The following is a 25,036-nucleotide window of genomic DNA, read 5'->3' on the forward strand; positions in this document are numbered from 1 at the left end:
GTGTTATCCTATCTTGCTCTTTTTAGCTTTTGTTTTTTACGGGCAGGCGTTTCCATAACCGGCGGGGGATCAGTCGCCAGAAGAAAACGAGCACGCGGTAACGTCCGTCGATGATTACCGTCCGGCGTTTGCGGTTCAGGGCGCGGGTAATGGCTTGCCCCACTTTGTCTGCTTTCATTAGCATCGGGTAGTGTTTACCGTCACCTAGTAGGGCGGTGGCAACAAATCCGGGACGGATATCGGTGAAGCAGATATTTAGTTTTTGCAGGTGGGAGAGTTGTTCGAGAGCATCGATATAGGTATTCTGGAAACGTTTCGTGGCGGAGTAGGCGGGAGCTATACCCAAACCTTTGGTTCCTGCGATAGAACTGATAACGGCAAGGTGTCCGCCGCCATGCTGCTTGAAGTAATCGAAGGCAGTGTCCACCATGCGGGTAAATCCTTCGACGTTGGTACGTGCGGTGTTCAGTTCTATGTCGATATCCAGTTCCGGGTTCTGGAAACCGATGCCGGAGCTGAGAAGGAAGAGGTCCATGCCGCCTAGTTTGCGGATAAGGGTGTTCAGTTTTTCCGCAGCGTCTGCCTGGGTGACGTCCAGTGACTGGATCTTTATTTGTTCCGGTGCAATGCGTTGGAAGTCTTCGAGTGCCGGTTGACGCCTGCCGGCTATTCCGATTTGCCAGCCTTCTCTCAAAAGATTTTTGGCTACTTCTTGTCCGATGCCGGAGGTGGCTCCTATGATTATGGCTCTTTTCATAATGGTATATGGCTGAATGGGTGATGTATTTATAGGTTTAGTAAATGACGTATGGCGGCCCAAGGGGAGTAGAATATCATTCTCGGTCCGGCGAAGCGCATGGTTTGCCGCATCCGTTCACGCATGACAGGTTTGTAGCAGTGTACGGTACATTTCTTGCACGAACTCTTTTTCTCACCGAACGGGCAACGGTCGAGACGGGCGTGTGCATAGCGCAGCAGTTCTTCGCAGTCGGGGCAAAGAACGGTATTCTTTTCTTTTTTCCGACAGTAGAGGCGTATCATCAGCTCTACTGTTTCCTTTTCGAGTGCAATACGGTTTTTCTTCATTTTATCCGGTTTTGTAGATCGGGTTCACAAAGATAGTGTATCTTTGCGGCATGAAAAAGTTATTGTGTCCGCAATGTAAAATTGCTGCTATGTATGTGAAGAATGAACAAGGGGAAAGACTGTTGGTATATGTACTCGAAAATGGTGAAGTCGTGCCTAAATACCCGGAGGATTCTATGGAAGGCTTCGACCTGACGGAGGTGTTCTGTCTGGGATGTTCGTGGCACGGGTCGCCCAAGCGGCTGGTGAAACGGTAGGTTTTCCGTTATGATAAGCGCTTCCTCGTTTTTTGATTTACGTCAATAAAAGAGGAAGGTGAATCCGGATTTTATTCATGGGATTTTCCGTATCTTTGCGCGCAATTTTAGGACATAGACGTATGGCAACTTCTAAAGAGATGACGGCAGGGCCGGCATTACCGTTGATTTTAAAGTTTACACTGCCGCTTTTGCTTGGCAATCTGCTGCAACAAACGTACTCGCTTGTCGATGCGGCAATCGTTGGAAAGTTTCTGGGTATTAATGCGTTGGCTTCGGTAGGGGCCAGCACATCGGTGGTATTCCTTATCTTGGGGTTCTGCAACGGATGTTGCGGAGGGTTCGGTATTCCCGTGGCACAGAAGTTTGGAGCGAGGGATTATAGCACGATGCGCAGTTACATATCCGTCAGTCTGAAGCTCTCTGTGGTGATGTCTGTCACTATCGCTATTGTTACCAGTATCTTGTGTGCGGATATTCTTCAGATGATGCGTACACCGGAGAATATATTCGAAGGGGCGTATGCTTATCTGCTTGTCACGTTTATCGGGGTACCTTTTACTTTTTTCTATAATCTTCTTTCGAGCATTATCCGCGCGTTGGGGGACAGCAAGACGCCTTTCTGGTTTCTGCTCCTCTCTACGGTGTTGAACATTGTGCTCGATTTGTTTTGTATTTTGGTGCTCGGCTGGGGAGTGGCGGGAGCTGCCATTGCTACGGTTATCTCACAGGGACTTTCGGCTGTGCTCTGTTATATTTATATGTATCGTAAGTTTGACATTTTGCAGAGTACTCCGAAGGAACGGCGGTTCCAGTCGAAGCTGGCTAAGACGTTGCTTTATATCGGTGTGCCAATGGGATTGCAGTTTTCCATTACGGCTATCGGTAGTATCATGCTTCAGAGCGCAAACAATGCGTTGGGTACGGCTTGTGTGGCTGCCTTTACTTCGGCGATGCGTATCAAGATGTTCTTTATCTGTACGTTCGAGAGTCTGGGAATCGCTATGGCTACTTATAGCGGACAGAATTACGGTGCGGGCAAACCGGAACGTATCTGGCTGGGGATTAAGGCAAGCGTCTTAATGATGATTATCTATGCGGCGTTTACTTTCGTGCTCCTGATGTCGGGAGCTAAATACTTTGCCTTGATTTTTGTAGACCCCTCGGAAACGGAGATTTTACTGGATACGGAACTTTTCCTTCATATTTCCTGTATGTTCTTCCCTGTGCTTGGATTGTTGTGCGTCTTGCGTTATACCATTCAAGGAGTGGGTTTTACGAATCTTGCTATGTTTTCCGGAGTGGCGGAGATGATTGCCCGTATTCTCGTCAGCCTTTATGCGGTTCCTGCTTTCGGTTTTCTGGCTGTCTGCTACGGCGACCCGTTGGCTTGGATAGCTGCGGACTTGTTCCTTGTTCCTGCTTTTATCTATGTCTACAAGAGGTTGAAGAAGCAGGTGCTTACAAACGCTTCGGTTACGCAAGCGGTGGCATAGGGATTGCCGGCTTGCGCAACCGGAGAGGTTAGTCTTGTATCGGATATAGCGGGTTGCCGCTTTCGTCTACTTCAGTCCATTCTTTTACGCTTACATTGGCGAATGTTAAGGAGTTTTCGTCAATGATCGCCCGGAAAAGATATGAGTTTCCTGCCGCTAGCAGACTGTTGGGGGGAGTAAGCGGAGTGGTGTAGGTGCGTGAGAAACTTTCTCCGTTGACCAGTAATTCCAGTGTTAAAGTCATGGGTAAGGAACTTTTCACAGGCAACATGGTATATTGTACGGTAAAGTCATTGATTCCCATGATAGCGGCCTTGTCATAAGTTGTTTCCGAAGTGATGATTCCGGTAGACAAATCCATGACTGCGCCCGGTTTCGGCGGAGTGATAGAGGCGGAGATAATCTTGTTGAGAGTTATATTGGCACCTCCCGACAAGGCGACTACTATTTGCGTAGCTGCGTGCTGGTATGTGATCGGAATGTTGATCTGGGAGTTTGTCACGTCTTGGTGCGTAGCGTGCCACCAGAGATAGTCTACTCCATTGGATAAAGGGGCGGATATCCCGTTGGTAAAGGTCGGGGCGGGATTCTTGGAATTGCAGGAAACGGCATAGAAATTATAGATGTTGTTGCTAAGATACATTTTATATCCGTTGTTGCCTGCCAGTACGCCGGGAGAGGAGGTGATGTATGTACCTTCGGCAATAGGATCTCCGGTGATTATGTTCGAGGTATTGGACAGGTAAGCACACAACCAACTTTGTAATCCCTTGCCCATAGGCGACATGGCGCGGGTGATGTTTCTTCCTTCTACGGATGCGCTGAAAGTAACTAAAGTACCCTCTTTGGAAGGATTGCCGTTGTCGTTGCCACTGTCATTGCCGGACGGGTGGCCATTACCGTTTTCTTCGTTAGGATCGGCGAGGTCGATATAAATGTTGTTTTTGGAGCAGGCTCCTAATAGCAGCATGGCTAATGCAGATACAGCCAGGTACTTTGTAATTCGAAATTTAATACTCATAGTCAGGTTCTTTTTGAAAGTTAATAGTTACACCTATATACATTTCAAAAAGGTTTTGGTTCATGGCATAAGAGTCTTTTTCTTAAAAATCAGGCTCTTTCTGTATGCAGATGATGTCTCCGTAAATGGGGTGACGGAATTCTATGTATTCGGCATGAAGATATAGCCTGTCTGCTTTCTTTCCGTAGAGCTCGTCGCCTAGAATGGGGCAATTCAGACCTTTCGGGTGGGCGGCGTGTACACGTAGTTGATGAGTGCGTCCGGTCAACGGGCAGAAAGCGATACGGGTATGTTTCTCTGAGTTTGTGATGATCTGATACTCTGTGATAGCTTCCTTCCCATGTTCTTCGTCAACGCTCTGGCACGGTCGGTCGAGAGGGTTCGGACAGAGAGGGAGTTCGATTCTTCCTACCTTTCCGGTTGTACTTATTACTTCTGTTGCTCTTACCTTTTCTGTTTTTCTTGTGTTTCCTGTTGTTTGATTTGTTGTTTCTTCGGTTTCTGTTATGCACCCGTCCAGTAAGGCGATATATCGTTTTTTTATACTTCTGTTCTCAAATTGCGCCTGTAAATGTTGATGTACTTCTTTTGTCTTGGCAACAAGCAGTAACCCCGAAGTCGCCATATCGAGTCGGTGTACGATCATCGGTCCGGTTGCGTCCGGATACTTTTCTTTCAGGCGGTGATAAACGGAATCCATATCCTCCTCCTTTCCCGGCACGGATAACATTCCGGACGGTTTGTTGACTACCACCAGCCATTCATCCTCAAACACGATTTCCAGTTCCGTGTCTTTATGCGTATTGCTTAATAGCGGATTTTCGTCTACCTCCAGTCCCTGTAACATATGTTGTAGAATCGGCTCGCACTTCCCTTTACAGGAAGGATAGTAATATCCATGACGCCGGATTTCGTTTTTGGGAGAGTCCCCCCACCAAAATTCAGCCATTGCCAATGGCTTTAGTTGATGAAGATAAGCATATTGCAGTAGCTTGGGTAATGCACATTCACCCGCACCGCCGGGAGGTACTTTCTGAACAGTCTGCTCAAAAATAGTACATAAGTCTTTCACTTCTCCTTTCGCGTTCAACATCCGGAACTGCCCGAATAACTTTTGTTGCAAAGCCGCCGAACGTTCTTTCCGTTCTGTTTTCAGGCTTTCTATGTCCGTCTTGAAACGGTTAACTTCGGTTTCAAGTTCTTCCAACCGTTTTTTCCATTCCTTCTCTTTCCGTTTGTATTCAGCTTTTTGATATTGACTTTCCCGAATCAAGACGGCTTGTTCTTCTTCGGAAAGTCCGGGCGAGGACTGACGGCGGATTTCTCTGGCTTCCTTTGCGGCTTTTAACTCTGCTTTGGCTTGACTCAACTCCGCTTTGGCCTGTTCCGTTTCTTTCTTCCACCTTTCTTTTGCATCCAGATAGGGACGGCTGTTTTCTAATTCATTGATGCGGATATTGATAGCGGAGATCTGTTCTTCCTCTATTTTGAAGAATCCTTGTGGTTGGAGCAAGTCATAAACAGGAGGAACAAAATAAGTATGCAGATTCTTCCCTGCCAGATTGCCGGAAAAGGCTGCCAGGTAACCGATTCCGCCTTCTTCGTCTTTATCGGTACTTTCTCCCGTTTCTTTTTCCTTCCCTTTTCTTGTCCTTTTTCCTGTCTCTTGTACAATCAATACCCCGAACATCTTTCCAAGCGTCAATTCTTCCTGCCATTCCTTCCGGCTTGAAATATACTCTTTCACTTCTTCCGCCGCTAATACGCACAACGGATGCGGCGTATAGTGGAAAGGATAAGTGAATTTCTCCGGTAGCGCAATATGAGAAACGCTCTTCTTGAAAAAATGTATCATCGGTTTATATATGAATGTGATTATCGGTGCAAAAGTAAAGTAAATCCGCGAATTTTGTTCTATATTTGTTCTGGAGTTTAAATGAAATAAAATGAATGTTTGAATGAAATGGATAAGATAGAGGAAAAACCGAAACTAGCTTTTGTAGGCAACAGTCATATAGCGTTCTGGGCATTGAATATCTATTTTCCGCAATGGGAATGCCTGAACTATGGTGTGCCCGGTGAGGGATTGGCTTATGTCGAAGCGTTTGATGTGGACACATCGGATTGCCGGGTAGTTATTCAGTTCGGAAGTAATGACATCTATCAGTTGAACGATGAAAATGTGGACGGCTATGTAGAACGGTATGTAAAAGCAGTGTTGGCTGTTCCTTCCCGGCAGACTTACTTATTCTGTATCTTCCCACGCAATGATTACGATGATTACAGTACGTCGGTGAATAAATTCATCTGTATGCTTAATCAGAAAATACACAGGAAACTGGAGGGAACGGACATTATCTATCTGGATGTGTTCGACCGTTTATTGCAGGACGGAAGGCTGAATCCCGAACTCACTATTGACGATCTGCATCTGAACGGAAAAGGGTACAGTATCTTGTCGGAAGCCTTGAGGCGAACCTTGGAACAACCTTTGAAACAAGCCCCTGATTTGTAAACTATCCCCGACTTCTTTTGTTCCTGCTTTTATTGCGTAAATTAATGGCATATCAGTTTATTTTTTCTATTTTTGTCCCCGATTAACATTTATAATAACCCCCATAAAGCGATAAGACTATGGAAAAAGTAATTATCAATTCGTACGAAGAATTCGAAAAGCTAGTAGGACAACAAATAGGTGTTTCAGATTATGTGGAACTCTCACAGGAACGCATCAACCTTTTTGCAGATGCAACACTGGATCATCAATGGATTCATGTGGATACGGAACGTGCCAAAGTAGACAGCCCTTATCACAGCACGATTGCTCACGGCTATCTGACATTATCCATGCTTCCTTACCTGTGGAATCAGATTATCCAGGTGAATAACCTGAAAATGATGATTAACTACGGCATGGACAAAATGAAATTCGGTCAGGCTGTGTTGTCAGGACAAAGCATCCGTCTGGTGACTACCCTTCATTCATTGACCAACTTGCGTGGTGTGGCAAAGGCTGAAATCAAGTTTGCTATTGAAATCAAAGACCAGCCCAAAAAGGCTCTTGAAGGAATTGCCGTATTCTTGTACTATTTCAATTGATTTAATTCATAACGACATAAGAGAGAAGCTGTTTTCCGTAGCGGGAGACAGCTTCTTGTTTTTTTGTTCGTTATTTTTTTGCTTTCATCGCCTTTAGGGTATTTCTGCGTACAGCACGAATGGCGGGATTCAATAATTCGGGTTCCATGATTTCCAGCATTGTGCGTAGTTCCTGTTGCAGTTCGGGAATGGAACAGGTCAGTTGATAGGCAAGTTTTATGCAAAGAGATTGTACACCGCCCGGTTCATGTCGGCTTATGACACGCTCCAGGCAGAAATCGAGGAAATCCATTCGTGGCGGATTGGCTGCCGGTTGCTGGCTGAGCAGGTTCAGGAGCATCCTTCGTTTTCCTGAGTGCGGACAGGTCATTGCCGCGTCAATCAGTTCGTTTTGTCGCCGGCTCAACCATTCTACATCCTCCTTTGAGAAATGCGTACAAACCCACAGTGCCTGATAAGAGACAATATCGTCCTCGTCAAAGATAAATTGATAGACTTCTTCTCTGAGTTGTTCGTCATCTTGTATAAAGTGAAGTATTTCTCTAATATCTTCAATATGCACACGTTCGGATAATCTCGCACGTAGGTTCATGTAACTTTCTTTTTGAGGGTTAACCTTTACTCTTACTTTTTTCGACAGTTGCTTCTTTCAGCTGCAAATGCAGGATCGGATAAGGTTTTCCCATACCGTCCGTTGCGTCCCTTCCGATGATTTGGAATCCCATGTGAAGATAGAAGCTGAGTGCTTTTTCATTCTGCTCGTTTACGTCCACCTTATCCAACTGCTTTTTCCGAGTAGCGTATTCCAGTAATCGCTTGCCGTATCCTTTTCCCTGTTCGCCGGGATTTACGAATAACATCTCGATTAGTTCATCGCTCAGTCCCATGAAAGCTACAATCTTTCTGCCGGCATCCCGGATAATGTATAGTTCTACCGCCGGTAAATAATGATTGCGCACCAATGGCTTGTAAAACTGGATATGTTCTTCCGTGAGAAAATGATGCGTGTGGCGTACCGATGCTTCCCAAACTTCCAGAATCTCGTCATAGTCTTGCGGGGCAGGCTGGCATATATTCGGAAGATAGTAACACAAATGGTCGAATATATTCCCGTTGTAAGTCAGTTCCGCCTGATGCAGCACACCTTCATAGATAAATCCGTTCCGTTCAAGCACTTGTTGTGACCGTTTGTTGTGTGGGTAACAATTGGCGGTGATGAGGCTGAGTTGCAGTTCGTTGAAACCGTAGTTGAGTATAGCCTGTACCGCTTCCGTCATATATCCTTTGCCCCAATGTGCTTCGTCAAGCCAGTACCCCAGCATACGGACCTGTGGATTCTCCCGTTTCGGGTCGGGGACGATTCCGATAGAACCGATAAGTTGCTGCGCATCTTTCAGTATCATCGCCCAGATATTCTCTTGGCCGATAAACACATCCTGAAGAATCTTCCGCGATTCTTCTATCGTCTTGTGGGGCGCCCAACCGGCATTATTACCCAAGTTTGGGTTCTGGCAACAGGCAAAAAATGCATCCGCATCCTCTTCTTGAAAAGGGCGGATCAGCAGCCGTACCGTCTCGAGGCTACGGGGCGTCACAGTTTCCTCTGTCTCAGTCTTCTTCTCCATATTCTTTCTTGTATACACATTCTATACGGTTCCCGTCCGGGTCAAGGATGACACTTTCAAAATAGCCGTCTCCCGAAGTGCGCGGCTCACCGGCAATGGTGTAACCTTCGGAACGCATTTCCTCAGTGAAACGAAGAACTTCCTCCTGGCCGGGAAACGTGAAAGCGAGATGTGTCAATCCGACTCTGTTTTCTTCCACCACCGTATTCTGTACATCGGGACGGCTCATCAATTCCAAAGAAGGACCTTCACCGAAAGATATGAAGTAAGACTCGAATCCCTTCTTGGGATTCACATATTTCTCATTGCTTTTTCCACCCAGGAAGCGGACATAGAACTCTTTCAACTCTTCCAAACGGAAAGTCCAAATGGCGATGTGGTGTAGTTTCATTTTTAATCTGATTTTTCTTTTTTATCATTAACTATTACTCTCTTTATTTGGCAGACTGCATCGCGTATTCATAAACAATACGTGAAATATCAGCGATAATCTTACTGTTTTCCGCAAAGCTTTCTTCGGAATCTTTCACAAAGACAGCTATGCTGTAAGTGCGTCCGTCCGGCAAAAGAACAAAGCCGATGTCATTACAGCCTATCTGTTGTCCTTTGGCATTAAGGTCGCCTGTCCCCGTTTTATGTCCTATTACCACTCCTTTATCCGCTAAAGGAGCAACCAGCCGGTCTTGCCCGGTCTTGCATTCTACCATTGTCTGATAGATGAAATCCTTATATTCTTGTGCAAACAACGGTTCCCGTCGGAAAATCTCCATTAATTCGGCAGCAGCCAATGGTGTACTCCAGTTTTGATAACACAAATCCAAATCTTCGTGCATGGCAGTTTCCGTACCGACAATAGCACAATCCCGAATGCCTAACGAATGGATATATCGGTTCACGGCATCCGGTCCGCCCTGATAATCAAAAAGTATATCGCAGGTATTGTTGTCACTCTGCTGAAGTGTGTATCTTAGCAGGTCGGCAATGCTCATCTCAATTCCCCCTTGCGGATATTTATCCCGTAAGGGACTATACGTATTCGGTTTCAAATCCGATTTCTCTATCCTTAGCAGAGTATCCAATGACTGATTCCGTTTCGCCATATAATCGGCTAACGCCAACGCCTGATGAAACTTGAAAACACTCATCAAAGGATAATGAATATCATTATTGACTGTTACCGTATCTTTTTCATCTATGATAACGGCAATCCCTATTTCAGCTTTCCTGTCTTTGATAGCTTCTTTCAGTTGTGTTTCAAGAGAAACACTCCGGCAGGAAAACAGTAGAACGGGAATGAAGCAAAGAAACACGATGAATGAGCGCATAATCAATTTTTTCTTTTTAATAGGTTACTAATTCTCTATCGAAGTCACAAAGGTATGAATAGTAATTTGAAAAAGTAGGGATAACATCTTAAATTCTATTATGACAAAGTTGTAAACAAAGAAATTAGATTTTATTTGCTTATTCCGTTATATAGAAGAGCTGTCCCTTGTGAAATAGGGAGGTATCGCATTTAACCATAGAAAGATAAGTCGTTCAATTTGTAACCTCCGTACTTATGAGTTGTGTCCTGCCTTGAAACCAACGGTTTCAAGGTGCGAAACTGTTGGTTCTGCGGTTTGAAACTTTAGTTTCATACGCTTGAAACTCTAGTTCCAATTGCTTGAAACCATTGGTTTCTTACCGATGAAACTATAGTTTCTCTTAGCTGGAACTTTAGTTTCACGCAGAGAAAACTATTACCCCCTAATCTGTGACAGATGACAGCAACTTACCAAATATATTCTTCTGTGTAGCGTTGGTAAGTTGGTTCTTCTTTTATCCCTTTATTACGGAATATTTGTTTTATATAAGCTTGGTCTTTAGGCATAAGTCCCCGTTCTCCACGGTAGAACCGGTAGTATCCTGTTTTCCCATAGTGCCCCACCAGTTGCATTCTGATACTGACCGCATCCTCATAAGGAATTCTGTCAAGCAATCGTTTTAGTCCCCATGCCACATGAACTTTGACAGCGGTCTTGAAACATTCGCATTGGTTTCCGTCTGCAGGATAACGTGCCGGATTGACGATAGAGATATAAAGGTAATCAGTTATTTCATTTTTGGCAGCTATGTAGCGCAGGCATTTCAAGGCTTGTGGACATTGGTCGTTGAAACAACGGGAGAAATTGTAGGGGACAGACAGACTGTCGGGTTCTTCTTTCATTTTGTAGGGTTTATTTTATTTGCGGGATTATTTTGAATATGTACATCTATATTCTCTACAAAAGTAGGACTTTATTTTGATAATGGAAAGTGTTTGGATTGTTTTATTTGTACATAATGTCATTTTAAGATATAAATATTATTGGTGGTGACCATAAGTATTCACTGTAATGTGGTTAGTCAATTTAAATTATAAAAAACATAAGTGTTTACTACATTGCGGAACAACTATTTTGTATCTTTGTAGCTAGGAGATTTTAATTGCATTATTGAACTCTCACACATTGGATTGGGTGAATGCCTCAACGTTAGTTTGGCTATAAGGAGAAGAATATTGGCGCAATTGAAGGACTTGAAGTTGATTGAAAGAATGGGAATTGATGAAAAACAGGACATTGTAAAGTAAGCAGTAAAGGTAAAAGTCTTAAAAACAGACTGAAATGATGAAACTAAAATTTAAATAAAATGCATAAGGTTTGGTTATATGCTCCGGGAGAGAATGCGTCTAAATGGGATGTGTGTCTATCTCAAAACATAATGTGTATTGGTTGGGATGAAATGGGCAATCTTTTGGAATATGCTTCAAAGAAAGAAATGGCAGCTAGGTTGCAGGAAATATATGATAAGCCGGAGGCCTCGTTTAAAAATGACAGCCTGGCATTATGGGAGTTCGCTCATGAGATGCAGGCCGGTGATATTGTTATAGTCAAGAAAGGGCAGAATCAAATAATAGGGCGTGGGATTGTGGAAGGTGATTATGCCTTTGATGAGTCTTTTTCTGATTTTAAGAATGTCCGTAAAATGCAATGGACGAATGCCGGAGAATGGGAGAATATAGGTAAGAATGTCCAAAAGACCTTGACCGATATAACCAAGTATCCGGATTATGTGGAATCTTTGGAGAAACTATTTGAGGATAAATCTCAAAAGCAATATTGGTGGCTTGTGGCTAGTCCTAAGATATGGAGCTTTTCGAAAGCTCCGGTTGGTAAAATACAAGACTATACTCTTTATAATGATAGTGGAAATCAGCGAAGGATATTTCAAAATTTTATTGATGCAAGAGAAGGCGATATTGTTATAGGCTATGAAGCTACTCCTGTGAAGCAGGTGGTAGCTATAGCGGAGATAGTCAAAGCTGCTGATGGACAAAAAATATATTTCAAGAAGACCGAAAGCTTGCTGAACCCGATTGATTATTCGGTTATAAAGGATATACCGGAATTGAGCGGTATGGAATTCCTGAAGAATAAGAATGGGTCGTTCTTCAAATTAACAAAAGATGAGTATAACGTATTGGCGGATTTGATCCGTGATGAAAACCCTATAACAGTCAACAAACGTAATCCTCCATATTCCGGGAATAATTTCCTGGATGATGTTTTTATAAAATCAGAGGAATATACCAAGTTGAGAAGTCTGTTGCTGGCAAAGAAAAATATCATATTACAGGGTGCTCCGGGTGTCGGTAAAACGTATTCGGCAAAACGCCTGGCTTATTCTATTATAGGAGAAGAAGATAGAACTAAAGTAGAGTTTATCCAGTTTCATCAGAATTATTCTTACGAAGATTTTGTGATGGGATATAAGCCGAAAGAAGATGGCGGTTTTGAATTAAGACGAGGTGTATTCTATAATTTCTGCCGGAAAGCCCAAAGTGATCCGGATAAGAAGTATTTCTTTATTATTGATGAAATTAATAGAGGAAATATGAGCAAGATTTTTGGCGAGTTGCTGATGCTCATCGAAAATGATTATCGGGGAGAAAAGCATAAAATCCGTCTTGCATATAACGATGAGTATTTTTCTGTCCCGGAGAATCTTTATATTATAGGTATGATGAATACGGCCGACCGTAGCCTGGCTATGATTGATTACGCTTTACGCCGTCGGTTCAGTTTCTTTGATATGACGCCGGGATTTGATTCGGTTGGTTTCAAAAAGTATCAGGAGGATCTTGATTGTGAAGTCTTTAATAAAGTGATTGATGCCGTCAAAGCCCTGAATATTGAGATTGCTAAGGATGATTCGCTCGGAAAAGGCTTTTGTATCGGTCATAGTTATTTCTGTAACCGGGAATCTATTGATAATATGTGGCTTGAGAATGTGATTGAATATGATATTGCCCCTATGTTACGAGAATATTGGTTTGACAATGATAAGAAATTCAAAGAAGAAACGGACAAGTTATTGAGCCTGATAAAATGACAATAGACAAAGGTATATTCATTCGCAATATCTACTATATGCTGACTTATGCTTTTCAGGAGCTTAAGCAGAACAACTATGAAGAAATAGCCGGTGAAGAATTTGATGAGATTCATGATTTGTTTGCTGAAATTCTGCTTCGTGGCATTTCGTTTCAATTAAAACAGGGGTTGCATAAAGAATATATTTCCTGTCATGGTTCGTTGTCCACATTGAAAGGGAAGCTTGATATATGTGGTACGGTCAATAATCTAATGCGGAAACAACAGAAAATTGATTGTGAGTACGATGAATTATCGGAGAACAACAAGTTTAATCAGATATTAAAAACAACTGTTCAATTCTTGCTGAAACATCCGAAAGTCAAATCGAACAGGAAGGCTGCGTTGAAGCGCCTTATGCTCTTCTTTAGTGACGTGGAGGCCGTTGATATCCTGACGATAGACTGGACTACTATGCGCTTTGATAGAAATTGCAAGACTTACCGGATGCTTCTGTATGTTTGCTATTTTATTCTCGACGGGATGTTGATGACTACGGAAAGAGGTACTTATAAAATGAAGGAATTTTCCGATGAACATATGTGCAGACTATACGAGAAGTTTGTTCTGGAGTATTATCGGAAACATTATCCGGAATTAAAAGCAAAGGCAACTCAAATAGACTGGAATATTGATAAAGAACAGTCGACTTCCAGTATTCTTCCTATCATGCGGACGGATATTATGCTGACATTTAAAGAACGAACACTGATTATTGATACCAAGTATTATAGTAGGTCAATGCAGTCCCAATTTGACAAAAGGACTATCCATTCTAATAACCTATATCAGATTCATTCTTATGTAATGAACTACGATACTAATCATACGGGGAAGGTGGATGGGATGTTATTGTATGCCAAGACAGAAGAAGATATAACGCCTGATGGACAGACGACATTTAGGGACGGAAACGTCATATATTACAGGACACTTGACTTGAATCAGAATTTTGAGAATATCAAGAAACAGTTGGATGGATTTATAGGGCAAGGTTGAACAATAATAGACTTATGAGAATAGAGAATTTGGTTGTTAATTGTACTGCAAGATATCCTCGGACTTGTAGGAGAACACCTTTTGAAGTGGTAGTATACGAACTAAACTATTCTTCGGAAGACAAGGATCTTATGGATTTGCTTAGAACAAAGGCGGAAGAGCTTGCACGGCAAGTAAATCCTGGTGCTGCAAACAATTCTATGCATGAAAGATCTCCTGAACGTATTTTGGCTGATTGTATAGCAGGAGTTGTATCGGAATATTTTTGGAAACTTTATTTGAATTCCGAAGAGAATGTCGTATCAGAAACCGAATTTGATGATGCGTCAAGGCAAATAGATCTTAAAGTAATATCTAACAATAAGAAAATAGAAGTAAGATCCTCATTTCCGAGAAATGGAATAGAATTTGCGATATGTCATCCGTCTTATGAATTCGATGTGATTGGTCCATATAGTAACAATTACAAACCTGGAGAAATACAGAAAGATTACTATGTTAGAACTTTGTTTCATTTGTATAATCCGACAGATATTATTTCTATGATAAGTGCAGATAGTTTCAAGGTTTATTTGACTGGTGGAGCAACATGGGATATGATGATTGATAATGATTATTCTAAAAATAAAACTCTTTTGCCTGACTTTGGTTTGGGGGTTATACAGAAAGCATCTTATAGAGTCGTACCTTTTAGTAAATCTAAAGATACACGAGAGATAAAGCGTGTTATAATAGAAGATCAACAAGTCAAAAACTAATGATAAGAAGAAGACTCTTTTATATGAAAGTTTTATGAGAGTGTCCGGATTGACTTTCATTTGATAAATATGGATCTGATGAAATCATTATCTTTGCACCGGAATGGGGCTGTTAATTAATGAAGAGGATATTATGCTTACATATACATATATTGAACACGGAAAATTTGAGTTACGGGAAAAGCCGGAACCGGAAATAGTAAATTCACGGGAGGCAATTGTACGGGTGACTCTTGGCAGTATTTGTACCAGTGACCTTCATATCAAGCACGGTAGTGTGCCGCGTGCCGTACCCGGAATAACCGTCGGGCACGAGATGGTAGGTGTTGTGGAAAAGGTGGGGGCTGATGTCACCTCGGTCAAGCCGGGGGATAGAGTAACAGTGAATGTTGAAACATTTTGCGGAGAGTGTTTTTTCTGCAGACGGGGGTATGTTAACAACTGTACTGACCCGAACGGGGGATGGGCTTTAGGTTGCCGCATTGACGGTGGTCAGGCAGAATATGTCAGAGTTCCTTATGCTGACCAGGGACTGAACCGTATTCCTGATACAGTCAGCGACGAACAGGCTTTGTTTGTGGGTGATGTGCTTGCGACAGGTTTTTGGGCAACCCGTATTTCAGAGATTTCCGAGGATGATACTGTGCTTATTATTGGCGCCGGTCCTACCGGAATCTGTACTTTGTTGTGTGTGATGTTGAAGAAACCGAGGCGTATCATTGTCTGCGAAAAGTCTCCTGAAAGAATCCGTTTTGTGCGTGAACATTATCCTGACGTGCTGGTGGTGGAACCTGAAAACTGCAAGGAATTTGTGATTCAAAACAGTGAACATGGTGGTGCTGACGTTGTTTTAGAAGTAGCCGGCAGTAAGGATACTTTTCGTCTGGCATGGGAATGTGCCCGTCCTAATGCTGTTGTCACTATCGTAGCTCTTTATGACGAGCCTCAAATTCTTCCTTTGCCTGATATGTATGGCAAGAACTTGATTTTTAAAACAGGTGGAGTGGACGGATGTGACTGTGCCGAGATTCTTAATCTGATTGAAGAAGGCAAAATAGATACTACTCCTCTTATTACACATAGATTTCCGTTGAACGAGATTGAGGAAGCTTATCGTATATTTGAAAATAAATTGGACGGAGTCATTAAGGTAGCCATTTATCAATGATCAGTTATGTGAAAGAAGCGATTGTATGTTTAATTGAAAGTTATAAGCAGTAGTATGCCTGTTATTGAAATATCATCTTTATCTCATCCCGGAGTTGAGGTGTTCAGTACTCTTACTGAAACTCAGTTACGTAACCGTACCGAACCCGGCAAAGGGATTTTTATAGTAGAAAGTCCGAAGGTTATCACGAGAGCTTTGGACTCCGGTTATGAACCTTTAGCTATTTTATGCGAGTACAAACATATTGTCGGTGATGCTGCTGAAATCATTGAACGTTGCGAAAATGTGCCTGTTTATACTGGCAGTAGAGAATTACTTGCTACGTTGACAGGTTATGTCCTGACACGTGGAGTTCTCTGCGCCATGCGTCGCCCCGAGCCGCGCAGCATGGAAGAAGTATGTCGGGAAGCCCGGCGCATTGTAGTCATTGACAGTGTGGTTGATGCAACTAATATTGGTGCTATTTTCCGTTCGGCCGCCGCTCTTGGAATTGATGCCGTATTACTGACTCGCAACTCTTGCGATCCGTTGAACCGCCGTGTGGTCAGGGTATCAATGGGAGCAGTTTTCTTTGTGCCATGGGCTTGGATGAACGGTTCCCTCAGTGACTTGGGTAAATTAGGCTTTCGTACGGCTGCTATGGCGCTCACAGATGATTCTATTCCTATTGATAATCCTGCCTTAGTGAATGAATCCAAATTGGCTATCGTCATGGGTAACGAAGGGGAGGGACTTTCACATGATACGATCACTGAGGCTGATTACGTAGTCCGTATCCCTATGGTGCATGGTGTTGATTCGCTTAATGTAGCTGCTGCGGCGGCTGTTGCCTTCTGGCAACTTCGTGTTCCGCAATCCTGAGACTAGTATGCTACAATACTGTCTCCTAAGTATTTGCGGGTAACACAATTTGCCACTAATTACAATAGAATAGCAAGTTCATTTGCTATTCTCCACTAATGGTAGCCACCATTCGTCGATTACCACCATAATTCCGAAATTCACAGAGATAGATACCTTGCCAAGTTCCGAGGTTTAGCTTTCCATTTGTTATAGGTATTGTGACCGACGTTCCTATGATTGAGCTTTTTGCATGAGCCGGCATATCGTCATTTCCTTCTAAAGTGTGTTGATAGTACGGTTCACGTTCTTTCACTAAGTGGTTGAAAATGCTTTCCATATCCATACGAACATCAGGATCTGCATTTTCGTTAATACTTAGCCCGGCGGAAGTGTGTTTGATAAATAAATGCAGTAATCCAACTTCGGGTAATGGCGGCAGATTACGTAATATTTCTCCGGTTATAAGATGAAAGCCACTTCTGCGTGACTGTAAATCAAATTCTACTTGTTTCCACATATTAATTAATCAAAGTACAATTAGTGCTAAATATGATTCTATTTGCCGATGCAGCATATTATGCTAATTGATTGTCAATAGTTTATGGTTTAAAAGATAGAAGCCTCAAAAATTTACTTGTTTTTTTGCCGAAAATCGAAGATTTAACACTTTTAACCTTAGTTTGTTTTCAAACGAAGGGAAAAAGAGAAAAATGACTCTATTTTGCTCTTAAATCTCCGTTTCGCAAAGATAGGGCATGTCTGTGATTATTTCGCTGATTATGGATGCAAAATCATAAATGAGTTCACGGATTTTTTAGCTTATAATTGGGGTGGTCTTCGATTTTGGTATAGCTATTTCTTTCTTCCCTCTTTTAGTTTTACTTTAATGCGTGTATATATGAATACAGGGATAAAGTAAAGTTACTTTTCGTTTGAATGGTCAAACTAATATTAAACAGACATAGCAAGGAGGGGTTGTTTACGCCTGTATAACGAATAGTATTTTATTTGTTAGTAGATGTATACTGTGCTTATGAATAATATGATGGCATTTAATTTTGAAATTCTATTCCAAATGATTATGTCTATGACTGATTATATGGCTTTGATGCGATTTTTTATGTGTAATGTATCATTAAATAAGTAAAAAGTAGTATCTTTGTATATTATATGATGAGTTAACATGGCAAAGAATACAATGGGGACTAAGTTGCCCCGAAAATTAGAACAAAAGATGTCCGTTGTGGGAGAACAGATTAAACTGGCTCGCTTGCGCAGGAATCTGAGTGTAGCTCAAGTGGCGGAACGTGCCACCTGTTCTCCGTTGACCGTGTCCCGAATAGAGAAAGGTGTGCCGACAGTGGCAATCGGAATATATTTGCGCGTGTTGTATGCTTTACAGCTTGACGATGATATTCTGTGGTTGGCCAAAGAAGACAAACTAGGGAAAACATTACAGGATTTGAGTTTGAAGACAAGGAAAAGAGCTTCGAAAAAGAGATAAAACTCACTTTTTTCTGCATATAAGTCGATAATGACTCTATCAGGATAAAAAATACAGCTTAAAATTTTGTATTATGCCATAAAAACATTATGTTTGCACTGCATAATAATGTGGGATATGAAATTTGTTGATAGAATAGATGAAGCAGCACGACTGAAGGATGCTCTTGCAAGAGAGAAATCCTCGTTAGTTGTGATGTATGGTCGCAGACGATTGGGTAAATCAACGCTTATTAAAAGGGTGTTGTCAGAAAATGATGTATACTTCCTTGCAGACCGTTCGGAAGGTCAACATCAGAGGGCATTACTTGCAAAAGTGATAGCACAGGTGTTTCCTGATTTTGAGAAGTTGTCGTATCCCGATTGGGAGTCGATGTTTCGTGCGGTTAATTATCGAACAGACAAACGTTTTACTTTGTGTTTGGACGAATTTCCGTATCTTGTGGAGCAATCTCCTGAACTGCCGTCTGTATTGCAGAAACTTGTTGATGAGAAACAGTTGAAGTATAATCTGGTGCTTTGTGGTTCATCACAAAATATGATGTATGGGTTGTTTCTTGATTCTACTGCGCCTCTTTATGGTCGTGCTGATGAGATAATGAGACTTACCCCTATACGTTTACCCTATATTCAGGAGGCATTGAACCTTAATGCGATGAACGCTATTGAAGAGTATGCTATATGGGGCGGTGTGCCGCGCTATTGGGAACTGAGGGAAAACAGAATTTCGCTTGATGATGCCATGTGGCATAATATCCTTTCTGTAAATGGGACTCTTTATGAGGAGCCGGTAAAACTGTTTCAGGATGATGTTAAGGATATAGTCAAGACTTCGACAATAATGTCTTATATCGGTACTGGTGCAAACCGTCTTTCCGAAATTGCTGCACGATGCAATGAACCTGCAACTAATCTGTCGCGTCCATTGAAGAAACTTGTTGATCTCGGTTTTTTGGAAAAAGATGTTCCGTTCGGGATTGATGAAAAGAATGCGAAAAAGAGCCTCTACAAGATTGCCGATCCGTTTATGGCATTCTACTATCAGTTTGTTGTCCCTAATCGTTCGTTCATTGAACTTGGTCGTCGCTTACCCATAGAACAGGCTTTGACTGCTCATTTCTCTGAGTATGTGAGTATGCAATGGGAAAAACTGTGTCGGGATGCCGTAACAGGAAATCTTGTTAATGGAGTAGTTTATGGCAAAGCAAAACGCTGGTGGGGCTCTGTTCTCAATGAGGATAAGAAGCCGGAACAAGTTGAATTTGACGTGATGGCTGAATCGCTCGATAAAAAGTATCTGTTGGTCGGAGAATGTAAATGGACAACAGGGGAGAATGGCAAACAGCTAACTGCTGAGCTTCTCCGCAAAGCTAATCTGTTGCCGTTTGCTAAGAACTACACTATCGTTCCTGTACTGTTCCTTAAGAACGCTCCGAAAGATGATGCTGGGAATGCAATGTTGTCGGAAAATGTTGTAGAGTTAATGAAGTAAAGAGATATCAAATTTACGATTTGACAGAGTTATTAGATGGCAAAAAAAACAATAAATAAAGAGCTTACAGGTGCACAGGACTTATACAATTTCTTGTTTGAGGCCTGTAATATAATACGCGGTCCTGTAAGCCAAGATAATTTTAAGGATTATATCACGCCTTTACTTTATTACAAGCGGATATCTGATGTTTATGATGAAGAAACAGAAGAAGCTTTAATATCAAGTGGTGGTGATAAGGAGTATGCATCTCTGCCAGAACAACATCGTTTTGTTATTCCTGATGGTTGTCATTGGCAAGAAGTCCGAGAGCGTACAGAAAATCTTGGAGCTGCCATAGTCGGTGCTATGAGGCAGATAGAGATAGCAAACCCAGATACATTGTATGGGGTGCTATCTATGTTTTCATCTCAGAAATGGACTAACAAAGCAATACTCAATGATAGCAAGATTCGTGACCTGATAGAACATCTATCAAAACGAAAACTTGGTAATAAGGATTACCCTGCGGACTTAATGGGTGATGCTTATGAAATATTATTGAAGAAGTTTGCCGATGATAGTAAGGCTCAAGCTGGAGAGTTTTATACTCCTCGTTCTGTTGTGAGATTATTAGTGCATATTCTCGATCCGCAACCGGGGGAAACTGTATATGATCCTGCTTGTGGTAGTGGAGGAATGCTTATCGAAGCTATACGATATATGCACGATGATTCTCTTTGCTGCGGAAGTATATTCGGACAGGAAAAGAATGTCGTGAATGCGGCCATTGCTAAAATGAATCTATTCCTGCATGGTGCATCTGATTTTAATGTAATGCAAGGCGACACATTGAGAGACCCAAAAATTCTTCAAGGTGGTAATATCGCCAAATTCGATTGTGTTATAGCAAACCCCCCATTTTCTCTTGAAAATTGGGGAGCAACGGAATGGAGTTCAGATAAATATAAGCGCAATATCTATGGCACACCGAGTGATAGTTGTGGTGACTATGCGTGGATTCAGCATATGATATGTTCTATGTCTTCCGGCAAGGGGCGTATGGCTGTTGTAATGCCGCAAGGTATTCTGTTTCGTGGAAATCAAGAAGCAGAAATAAGGAAACAATTAGTCGAAAGTGATTTGATAGAAGCCGTTGTTACATTAGGAGATAAATTGTTTTATGGAACTGGACTTTCACCGTGCTTTTTGATAATACGAAGAATGAAACAGGCTCATCATTCCGGACGGATTTTGATGATAGATGGTTCCAAAATTCTAACTCAAAAGAGAGCGCAGAATATTTTAGAAGAGAATGATATAGATAGGTTATATTCACTTTATCAAAATTACTCCGATGAAGAGGACTATTCTCGAATCGTTACATTGCAGGAGATAAGAGATAAAGAGTATAATCTTTCGCCCAATCGCTATGTGGTTTACCACAAGGAGGAAATTCGTCCTTATGCGGAAGTGTTGGCTGAGTTCAAACAAGCATACGCAGATGTGAAGCGATTGGAGAACGAATTTTCATTACTCATTAACGCATAATCAATATGGCAGAAAAAGTAAAACAATATCGTCTTCCTGATGACCCTATTACGCTCGATGAACTTAAAAGTTTCCTTTGGGCGGCTGCCACTCATTTGCGTGGTCAGATTGATGCTGCAGGATATAAAGAGTATATTTTCCCTTTGCTTTTTTTCAAACGCATTTCCGATGTTTATGATGAACAGTTTGAAGGATTTGTGTGTGAAGGAGGAGTTGAGTATGCAGGTATGCAAGTAGAAGATCTCCCCATCCGTATTCCTGATGGTGCGCACTGGAGAGATGTTCGTGAGGTGACGGAAAATGTTGGTAATAAATTAGTCGAAGCATTTATTGCCATTGAGCAAGCCAATCCTGCTAAGGAAATGGATGGTAGAAAAATCGGAGGATTAGAAGGTATTTTCGGACCTAAGGATGGCTGGACCAATAAGGCGAAGATGCCTGATAATATCATTACTTCGTTGATTGAGGATTTTTCTAAATATACGTTGAGCCTAAAGGCTTGTCCTGCCGATGAGATGGGGCAGGCATACGAATACCTTGTTGGAAAGTTTGCCGATGATGCCGGAAATACTGCTCAGGAGTTCTATACGAATAGAACAGTCGTTCAACTTATGGCTGAGATACTGCAGCCACAACCGAATGAAAGCATTTATGACCCAACTTGTGGTTCCGGAGGTATGTTGGTTAAATGTTTAGACTATCTTCGCAACAAAGGTGCAGAGTGGCAGAGTGTACAGGTGTTCGGACAAGAGGTGAATGGCTTGACTTCTTCTATTGCACGAATGAATCTTTATTTGAATGGAGTTGAAGATTTTTCGATTGCATGTGCAGATACGTTGGAGCATCCTGCATTCTTGGATGGCAGCCATCTTCGTAAGTTCGACATTGTTCTGGCAAATCCTCCTTATTCAATCAAAGAATGGAATCGTGAAAAATTCATGAATGATAAGTGGGGACGTAATTTCTTGGGAACGCCTCCGCAAGGAAGAGCTGATTATGCATTTTTTCAACATATTATTGCTTCGATGGATAGAAATACTGGTAGGTGTGCTATATTGTTTCCCCATGGTGTACTATTTCGTGATGAAGAATATGAGTTGCGCAAAAAATTAGTTGAAATAGATATTGTAGATTGCGTAATTGGACTTGGTCCTAATCTATTTTTTAATGCTTCTATGGAGGCTTGTATTATTATCTGCAAAAATAGAAAAGAAGATAGTCATAAAGGTAAAGTTATTTTTATTGACGCAAAAGGAGAGGTATCAAGAAAGAATGCTGAAAGTTATTTAGAAAATACTCACATCCAGAAAATTATTTCTGCTTATGAAAATTTTGAAGATATAGAATATTTTGCAAAAGTTGCTGATATAAATGATATAGATAATAATAAGAGTTTGCTTAGTATACAAAGTTATGTCAAGCAAAAAGGAACAAATGAAATATACATTTTGGATGAATCACTCCCAAAATGGATTGAGGCTTCAAGATCAATGCATATCGAAGTTGCTAATCTTTTAAGTATGCTAAAATATGAGTAGGGTAAAGTTTGGAGATGTCGTTAAAGATGTGAAGATAAATATAGATCGTCTAAATAATCCGTATGAATACTATGTTGCAGGCGATCATATGGATTCGGAGGATTTAACCATACATAGGAAAGGATGTTTTACAACAGATGATGTTGGACCTGCTTTTATTCGTGTATTTAAACCAGGTCAGATTTTGTATGGTTCAAGAAGAACATATCTAAAGAAAATAGCAGTTGCTGATTTTGAAGGAGTATGTGCTAATACTACTTTTGTTTTTGAAACGAAAGATCCTCATGCATTTGAGCAACGTTTGTTGCCGTTCATTATGCTATCAAAGGATTTTACGACTTGGTCGATAGCTAAATCAAAAGGTTCTACAAATCCTTATGTGTTATTTTCTGATTTGGCTGATTTTGAGTTTGAATTACCTCCATTAGAGGAACAAAAAGTTCTTGTTGATAAATTATGGGCAGCCTATCGATTGAAGGAGGCTTATAAGAAACTACTTGTTGCCACTGATGAAATGGTGAAATCGCAATTTATCGAGATGTATTATAATACTCATAATAAGCAAACCCTTGAATCGGTTTGTCCAATCATGAATAAGGGGATAACGCCAAAATATGTTGAATCTTCTTCTGTCTTAGTGATTAATCAAGCATGTATCCATTGGGATGGTCAACGTTTGGGTAATATAAAATACCACAACGAGGAAATCCCAGTTAGGAAGAGAATACTTGAATCAGGAGATGTTCTCTTGAATGCAACTGGAAATGGTACTCTTGGACGATGTTGTGTATTTATTTGTCCTTCAGACAATAATACCTACATAAATGATGGACATGTGATTGCCTTGTCAACAGATAGAGCAGTGATTCTTCCAGAAGTGCTTAATACATACCTTTCTTTAAATGATACGCAAGCAGAAATATACAGGCAATATGTAACTGGTTCTACAAATCAAGTTGATATCGTATTCTCAGATATCAAGAAAATGAAAGTTCCTGTTCCTAGTATGGATGAACAAATCTTGTTTGTTGAGGTCCTCACACAAGCCGATAAATCAAAATTTGAGTTGAAGCAGTGTATTGAAAATATCGATAAAGTCATAAAGAGTTTAATAAACGGATAGAATAAGAGAGATACGTTGATAGCTGCGGCTTAATTGGATAACAAATTTATTAATAATATGATAGAGAATCTGATTAATGACATAGAGCAGGCTATGCTGGGAGTTTTAAACAATGAGCAAATGAGTCAATTACGAAAGGTGCTAGATTATGCCTTTCGTGATATCAACGTGTCGTCTAAGAACAATGAAGAGTGCAGTGGTAATAGTGAATTAATAGATAGTTTTTTGTCGGCTAAACGAGTCGAAGGTTGTTCGGATAAGTCGATGCACTATTATCGAAGTACATTAAATAATGCTATCAGGAAAATAGAAAAAAATATTCGCCATATCACTACTGATGACTTGCGTAATTACTTAAATGATTATCAGCAGACAAGCGGTGCTACAAAGGTTACGGTAGACAATATACGTCGCATTTTGTCAAGTTTCTTTTCATGGCTTGAGGATGAGGATTATATTGTGAAGAGTCCGGTACGTCGGATTCATAAAGTAAAAGTCGGAAAAACAGTCAAAGAAACATACTCCGATGAAGCGTTAGAACAAATGCGTGACCATTGCGAAGGTATTCGCGATTTAGCCTTGATTGATTTGTTGGCCTCTACTGGTATGCGTGTCGGGGAGTTGGTCAAACTCAATCGGAACGATATAGACTTTGAAAACCGGGAATGCATCGTTACCGGTAAAGGAGATAAGCAACGTCGAGTTTATTTCGATGCTCGTACAAAGATACATTTACAACGTTATTTGGCAGAACGGATAGATGACAATCCTGCCCTGTTTGTTTCATTATTAGCACCTTACGATCGCTTACAGATAAGTGGTGTGGAAATACGTTTACGTCGTTTGGGGCGTGAATTGAATATTCCTAAGGTGCATCCTCATAAATTTCGCCGTACGTTGGCGACAATGGCGATAGATAAAGGTATGCCTATAGAGCAGGTCCAGCATCTCTTAGGGCATCAAAGTCTTGATACAACATTGCAATATGCTATGGTGAATCAGACAAATGTAAAAATGTCTCACCGTAAATTTATTGGTTAG

At 41.3% G+C, this 25,036-nt stretch carries 23 protein-coding genes and 1 pseudogene; 15 read left to right on the forward strand and 9 right to left on the reverse strand.

Going from position 1 to position 25,036, the window contains the following annotated elements:
- Nucleotides 1–22: 22 nt before the first annotated feature.
- Both CGC64_RS08690 and CGC64_RS08695 read right to left on the reverse strand, forming a co-directional pair.
- Nucleotides 23–757, reverse strand: coding sequence for an SDR family NAD(P)-dependent oxidoreductase (locus CGC64_RS08690; RefSeq protein WP_005679728.1), 735 nt, complete (start codon nt 755–757; stop codon nt 23–25).
- 29 nt (nt 758–786) lie between these two features.
- Nucleotides 787–1,086, reverse strand: a complete 300-nt coding sequence (locus CGC64_RS08695; protein ID WP_005679730.1) for a nitrous oxide-stimulated promoter family protein — start codon at nt 1,084–1,086, stop codon at nt 787–789.
- 50 nt (nt 1,087–1,136) lie between these two features.
- Between CGC64_RS08695 and CGC64_RS08700 the strand changes: the two genes are divergently transcribed.
- Both CGC64_RS08700 and CGC64_RS08705 read left to right on the forward strand, forming a co-directional pair.
- On the forward strand, nt 1,137–1,343 hold the full coding sequence (locus CGC64_RS08700; RefSeq protein ID WP_005679731.1) for a hypothetical protein: 207 nt from the start codon (nt 1,137–1,139) through the stop codon (nt 1,341–1,343).
- A gap of 122 nt (nt 1,344–1,465) precedes the next feature.
- Nucleotides 1,466–2,839: an MATE family efflux transporter gene (locus CGC64_RS08705; protein ID WP_005680297.1), complete on the forward strand. Its 1,374-nt coding sequence runs from the start codon at nt 1,466–1,468 to the stop codon at nt 2,837–2,839.
- A 28-nt stretch (nt 2,840–2,867) separates the two neighbouring features.
- Here the strand turns inward: CGC64_RS08705 and CGC64_RS08710 are convergent, their stop codons facing one another.
- Nucleotides 2,868–3,860 (reverse strand): fimbrillin family protein, encoded by a 993-nt coding sequence (locus CGC64_RS08710; RefSeq protein WP_005677504.1) that lies wholly within the window; start codon nt 3,858–3,860, stop codon nt 2,868–2,870.
- An 82-nt stretch (nt 3,861–3,942) separates the two neighbouring features.
- Nucleotides 3,943–5,715 (reverse strand): RluA family pseudouridine synthase, encoded by a 1,773-nt coding sequence (locus CGC64_RS08715; RefSeq protein ID WP_005677505.1) that lies wholly within the window; start codon nt 5,713–5,715, stop codon nt 3,943–3,945.
- A 108-nt stretch (nt 5,716–5,823) separates the two neighbouring features.
- Here CGC64_RS08715 and CGC64_RS08720 point away from each other — a divergent pair, with 108 nt between their 5' ends.
- Together CGC64_RS08720 and CGC64_RS08725 are read left to right on the forward strand one after the other, a co-directional pair.
- A complete protein-coding gene (locus CGC64_RS08720) occupies nt 5,824–6,375 on the forward strand; it encodes an SGNH/GDSL hydrolase family protein (RefSeq protein WP_005677506.1) in 552 nt (183 codons plus the stop codon).
- A gap of 119 nt (nt 6,376–6,494) precedes the next feature.
- Nucleotides 6,495–6,959 (forward strand): MaoC family dehydratase, encoded by a 465-nt coding sequence (locus CGC64_RS08725; RefSeq protein ID WP_004308264.1) that lies wholly within the window; start codon nt 6,495–6,497, stop codon nt 6,957–6,959.
- A 70-nt stretch (nt 6,960–7,029) separates the two neighbouring features.
- Here CGC64_RS08725 and CGC64_RS08730 read toward each other — a convergent pair whose 3' ends face one another.
- From CGC64_RS08730 to CGC64_RS08755, 4 genes and pseudogenes are all read right to left on the reverse strand, one after another.
- Nucleotides 7,030–7,551 carry a hypothetical protein gene (locus CGC64_RS08730; protein WP_005677508.1) on the reverse strand — a complete coding sequence of 174 codons (522 nt, stop codon included), beginning with the start codon at nt 7,549–7,551 and terminating at the stop codon, nt 7,030–7,032.
- 19 nt (nt 7,552–7,570) lie between these two features.
- Nucleotides 7,571–8,975: pseudogene (locus CGC64_RS19100) on the reverse strand (GNAT family N-acetyltransferase).
- A gap of 43 nt (nt 8,976–9,018) precedes the next feature.
- Nucleotides 9,019–9,909, reverse strand: coding sequence for a class A beta-lactamase, subclass A2 (bla, locus tag CGC64_RS08750; protein ID WP_005677511.1), 891 nt, complete (start codon nt 9,907–9,909; stop codon nt 9,019–9,021).
- A 449-nt stretch (nt 9,910–10,358) separates the two neighbouring features.
- Nucleotides 10,359–10,793, reverse strand: coding sequence for a DUF6078 family protein (locus CGC64_RS08755; RefSeq protein ID WP_005677512.1), 435 nt, complete (start codon nt 10,791–10,793; stop codon nt 10,359–10,361).
- Between the two features lie 464 nt (nt 10,794–11,257).
- Here CGC64_RS08755 and CGC64_RS08760 point away from each other — a divergent pair, with 464 nt between their 5' ends.
- The 5 genes from CGC64_RS08760 to CGC64_RS08780 all read left to right on the forward strand — a co-directional run bounded on the left by CGC64_RS08760 (nt 11,258) and on the right by CGC64_RS08780 (nt 16,827).
- Entirely contained in the window at nt 11,258–13,000 is a 1,743-nt protein-coding gene (locus CGC64_RS08760; RefSeq protein ID WP_005677513.1) for an AAA family ATPase, read from the forward strand.
- Complete coding sequence (gene mcrC / locus CGC64_RS08765) at nt 12,997–14,040, forward strand: 5-methylcytosine-specific restriction endonuclease system specificity protein McrC (protein ID WP_005677514.1); 1,044 nt, start codon at nt 12,997–12,999, stop codon at nt 14,038–14,040. The genes CGC64_RS08760 and mcrC overlap by 4 nt, the downstream gene beginning before the upstream one ends.
- Nucleotides 14,041–14,054: 14 nt before the next feature.
- On the forward strand, nt 14,055–14,798 hold the full coding sequence (locus tag CGC64_RS08770; protein ID WP_005677515.1) for a hypothetical protein: 744 nt from the start codon (nt 14,055–14,057) through the stop codon (nt 14,796–14,798).
- 133 nt (nt 14,799–14,931) lie between these two features.
- On the forward strand, nt 14,932–15,966 hold the full coding sequence (locus CGC64_RS08775) for an alcohol dehydrogenase (RefSeq protein ID WP_005680304.1): 1,035 nt from the start codon (nt 14,932–14,934) through the stop codon (nt 15,964–15,966).
- 54 nt (nt 15,967–16,020) lie between these two features.
- Entirely contained in the window at nt 16,021–16,827 is an 807-nt protein-coding gene (locus tag CGC64_RS08780) for a TrmH family RNA methyltransferase (protein ID WP_005677517.1), read from the forward strand.
- An 85-nt stretch (nt 16,828–16,912) separates the two neighbouring features.
- Here CGC64_RS08780 and CGC64_RS08785 read toward each other — a convergent pair whose 3' ends face one another.
- Nucleotides 16,913–17,326, reverse strand: coding sequence for a secondary thiamine-phosphate synthase enzyme YjbQ (locus CGC64_RS08785; RefSeq protein ID WP_005677518.1), 414 nt, complete (start codon nt 17,324–17,326; stop codon nt 16,913–16,915).
- A 666-nt stretch (nt 17,327–17,992) separates the two neighbouring features.
- Between CGC64_RS08785 and CGC64_RS08795 the strand changes: the two genes are divergently transcribed.
- The 6 genes from CGC64_RS08795 (at nt 17,993) to xerA (ending at nt 25,036) form a co-directional block, all read left to right on the forward strand.
- On the forward strand, nt 17,993–18,313 hold the full coding sequence (locus CGC64_RS08795) for a helix-turn-helix domain-containing protein (RefSeq protein WP_004300590.1): 321 nt from the start codon (nt 17,993–17,995) through the stop codon (nt 18,311–18,313).
- Nucleotides 18,314–18,430: 117 nt separating this feature from the next.
- Nucleotides 18,431–19,804, forward strand: a complete 1,374-nt coding sequence (locus CGC64_RS08800; RefSeq protein WP_025813877.1) for an ATP-binding protein — start codon at nt 18,431–18,433, stop codon at nt 19,802–19,804.
- 36 nt (nt 19,805–19,840) lie between these two features.
- Entirely contained in the window at nt 19,841–21,334 is a 1,494-nt protein-coding gene (locus CGC64_RS08805) for a type I restriction-modification system subunit M (RefSeq protein ID WP_004300588.1), read from the forward strand.
- A 5-nt stretch (nt 21,335–21,339) separates the two neighbouring features.
- Nucleotides 21,340–22,872 carry a type I restriction-modification system subunit M gene (locus CGC64_RS08810; RefSeq protein WP_004300587.1) on the forward strand — a complete coding sequence of 511 codons (1,533 nt, stop codon included), beginning with the start codon at nt 21,340–21,342 and terminating at the stop codon, nt 22,870–22,872.
- Nucleotides 22,865–23,995, forward strand: a complete 1,131-nt coding sequence (locus tag CGC64_RS08815) for a restriction endonuclease subunit S (protein WP_004300586.1) — start codon at nt 22,865–22,867, stop codon at nt 23,993–23,995. The genes CGC64_RS08810 and CGC64_RS08815 overlap by 8 nt, the downstream gene beginning before the upstream one ends.
- A 57-nt stretch (nt 23,996–24,052) precedes the next feature.
- Complete coding sequence (gene xerA / locus CGC64_RS08820; protein WP_004300585.1) at nt 24,053–25,036, forward strand: site-specific tyrosine recombinase/integron integrase; 984 nt, start codon at nt 24,053–24,055, stop codon at nt 25,034–25,036.

The organism is Bacteroides caccae, assembly GCF_002222615.2.
In the GTDB taxonomy this organism is placed as follows: domain Bacteria; phylum Bacteroidota; class Bacteroidia; order Bacteroidales; family Bacteroidaceae; genus Bacteroides; species Bacteroides caccae.

Excerpts from the sequence above, each read along its gene's own strand:
- CGC64_RS08810 (WP_004300587.1), top strand. The coding sequence starts at position 21,340 with ATGGCAGAAAAAGTAAAACAATATCGTCTTCCTGATGACCCTATTACG.
- xerA (WP_004300585.1), top strand. The coding sequence starts at position 24,053 with ATGATAGAGAATCTGATTAATGACATAGAGCAGGCTATGCTGGGAGTT.
- CGC64_RS08710 (WP_005677504.1), bottom strand. The coding sequence starts at position 3,860 with ATGAGTATTAAATTTCGAATTACAAAGTACCTGGCTGTATCTGCATTA.
- CGC64_RS08700 (WP_005679731.1), top strand. The coding sequence starts at position 1,137 with ATGAAAAAGTTATTGTGTCCGCAATGTAAAATTGCTGCTATGTATGTG.
- CGC64_RS08755 (WP_005677512.1), bottom strand. The coding sequence starts at position 10,793 with ATGAAAGAAGAACCCGACAGTCTGTCTGTCCCCTACAATTTCTCCCGT.
- CGC64_RS08805 (WP_004300588.1), top strand. The coding sequence starts at position 19,841 with ATGGCAAAAAAAACAATAAATAAAGAGCTTACAGGTGCACAGGACTTA.
- CGC64_RS08780 (WP_005677517.1), top strand. The coding sequence starts at position 16,021 with ATGCCTGTTATTGAAATATCATCTTTATCTCATCCCGGAGTTGAGGTG.
- CGC64_RS08760 (WP_005677513.1), top strand. The coding sequence starts at position 11,258 with ATGCATAAGGTTTGGTTATATGCTCCGGGAGAGAATGCGTCTAAATGG.
- CGC64_RS08730 (WP_005677508.1), bottom strand. The coding sequence starts at position 7,551 with ATGAACCTACGTGCGAGATTATCCGAACGTGTGCATATTGAAGATATT.
- CGC64_RS08715 (WP_005677505.1), bottom strand. The coding sequence starts at position 5,715 with ATGATACATTTTTTCAAGAAGAGCGTTTCTCATATTGCGCTACCGGAG.
- CGC64_RS08690 (WP_005679728.1), bottom strand. The coding sequence starts at position 757 with ATGAAAAGAGCCATAATCATAGGAGCCACCTCCGGCATCGGACAAGAA.
- CGC64_RS08770 (WP_005677515.1), top strand. The coding sequence starts at position 14,055 with ATGAGAATAGAGAATTTGGTTGTTAATTGTACTGCAAGATATCCTCGG.
- CGC64_RS08720 (WP_005677506.1), top strand. The coding sequence starts at position 5,824 with ATGGATAAGATAGAGGAAAAACCGAAACTAGCTTTTGTAGGCAACAGT.
- CGC64_RS08815 (WP_004300586.1), top strand. The coding sequence starts at position 22,865 with ATGAGTAGGGTAAAGTTTGGAGATGTCGTTAAAGATGTGAAGATAAAT.
- CGC64_RS08695 (WP_005679730.1), bottom strand. The coding sequence starts at position 1,086 with ATGAAGAAAAACCGTATTGCACTCGAAAAGGAAACAGTAGAGCTGATG.
- CGC64_RS08775 (WP_005680304.1), top strand. The coding sequence starts at position 14,932 with ATGCTTACATATACATATATTGAACACGGAAAATTTGAGTTACGGGAA.
- CGC64_RS08795 (WP_004300590.1), top strand. The coding sequence starts at position 17,993 with ATGGCAAAGAATACAATGGGGACTAAGTTGCCCCGAAAATTAGAACAA.
- CGC64_RS08785 (WP_005677518.1), bottom strand. The coding sequence starts at position 17,326 with ATGTGGAAACAAGTAGAATTTGATTTACAGTCACGCAGAAGTGGCTTT.
- CGC64_RS08725 (WP_004308264.1), top strand. The coding sequence starts at position 6,495 with ATGGAAAAAGTAATTATCAATTCGTACGAAGAATTCGAAAAGCTAGTA.
- CGC64_RS08705 (WP_005680297.1), top strand. The coding sequence starts at position 1,466 with ATGGCAACTTCTAAAGAGATGACGGCAGGGCCGGCATTACCGTTGATT.
- bla (WP_005677511.1), bottom strand. The coding sequence starts at position 9,909 with ATGCGCTCATTCATCGTGTTTCTTTGCTTCATTCCCGTTCTACTGTTT.
- CGC64_RS08800 (WP_025813877.1), top strand. The coding sequence starts at position 18,431 with ATGAAATTTGTTGATAGAATAGATGAAGCAGCACGACTGAAGGATGCT.
- mcrC (WP_005677514.1), top strand. The coding sequence starts at position 12,997 with ATGACAATAGACAAAGGTATATTCATTCGCAATATCTACTATATGCTG.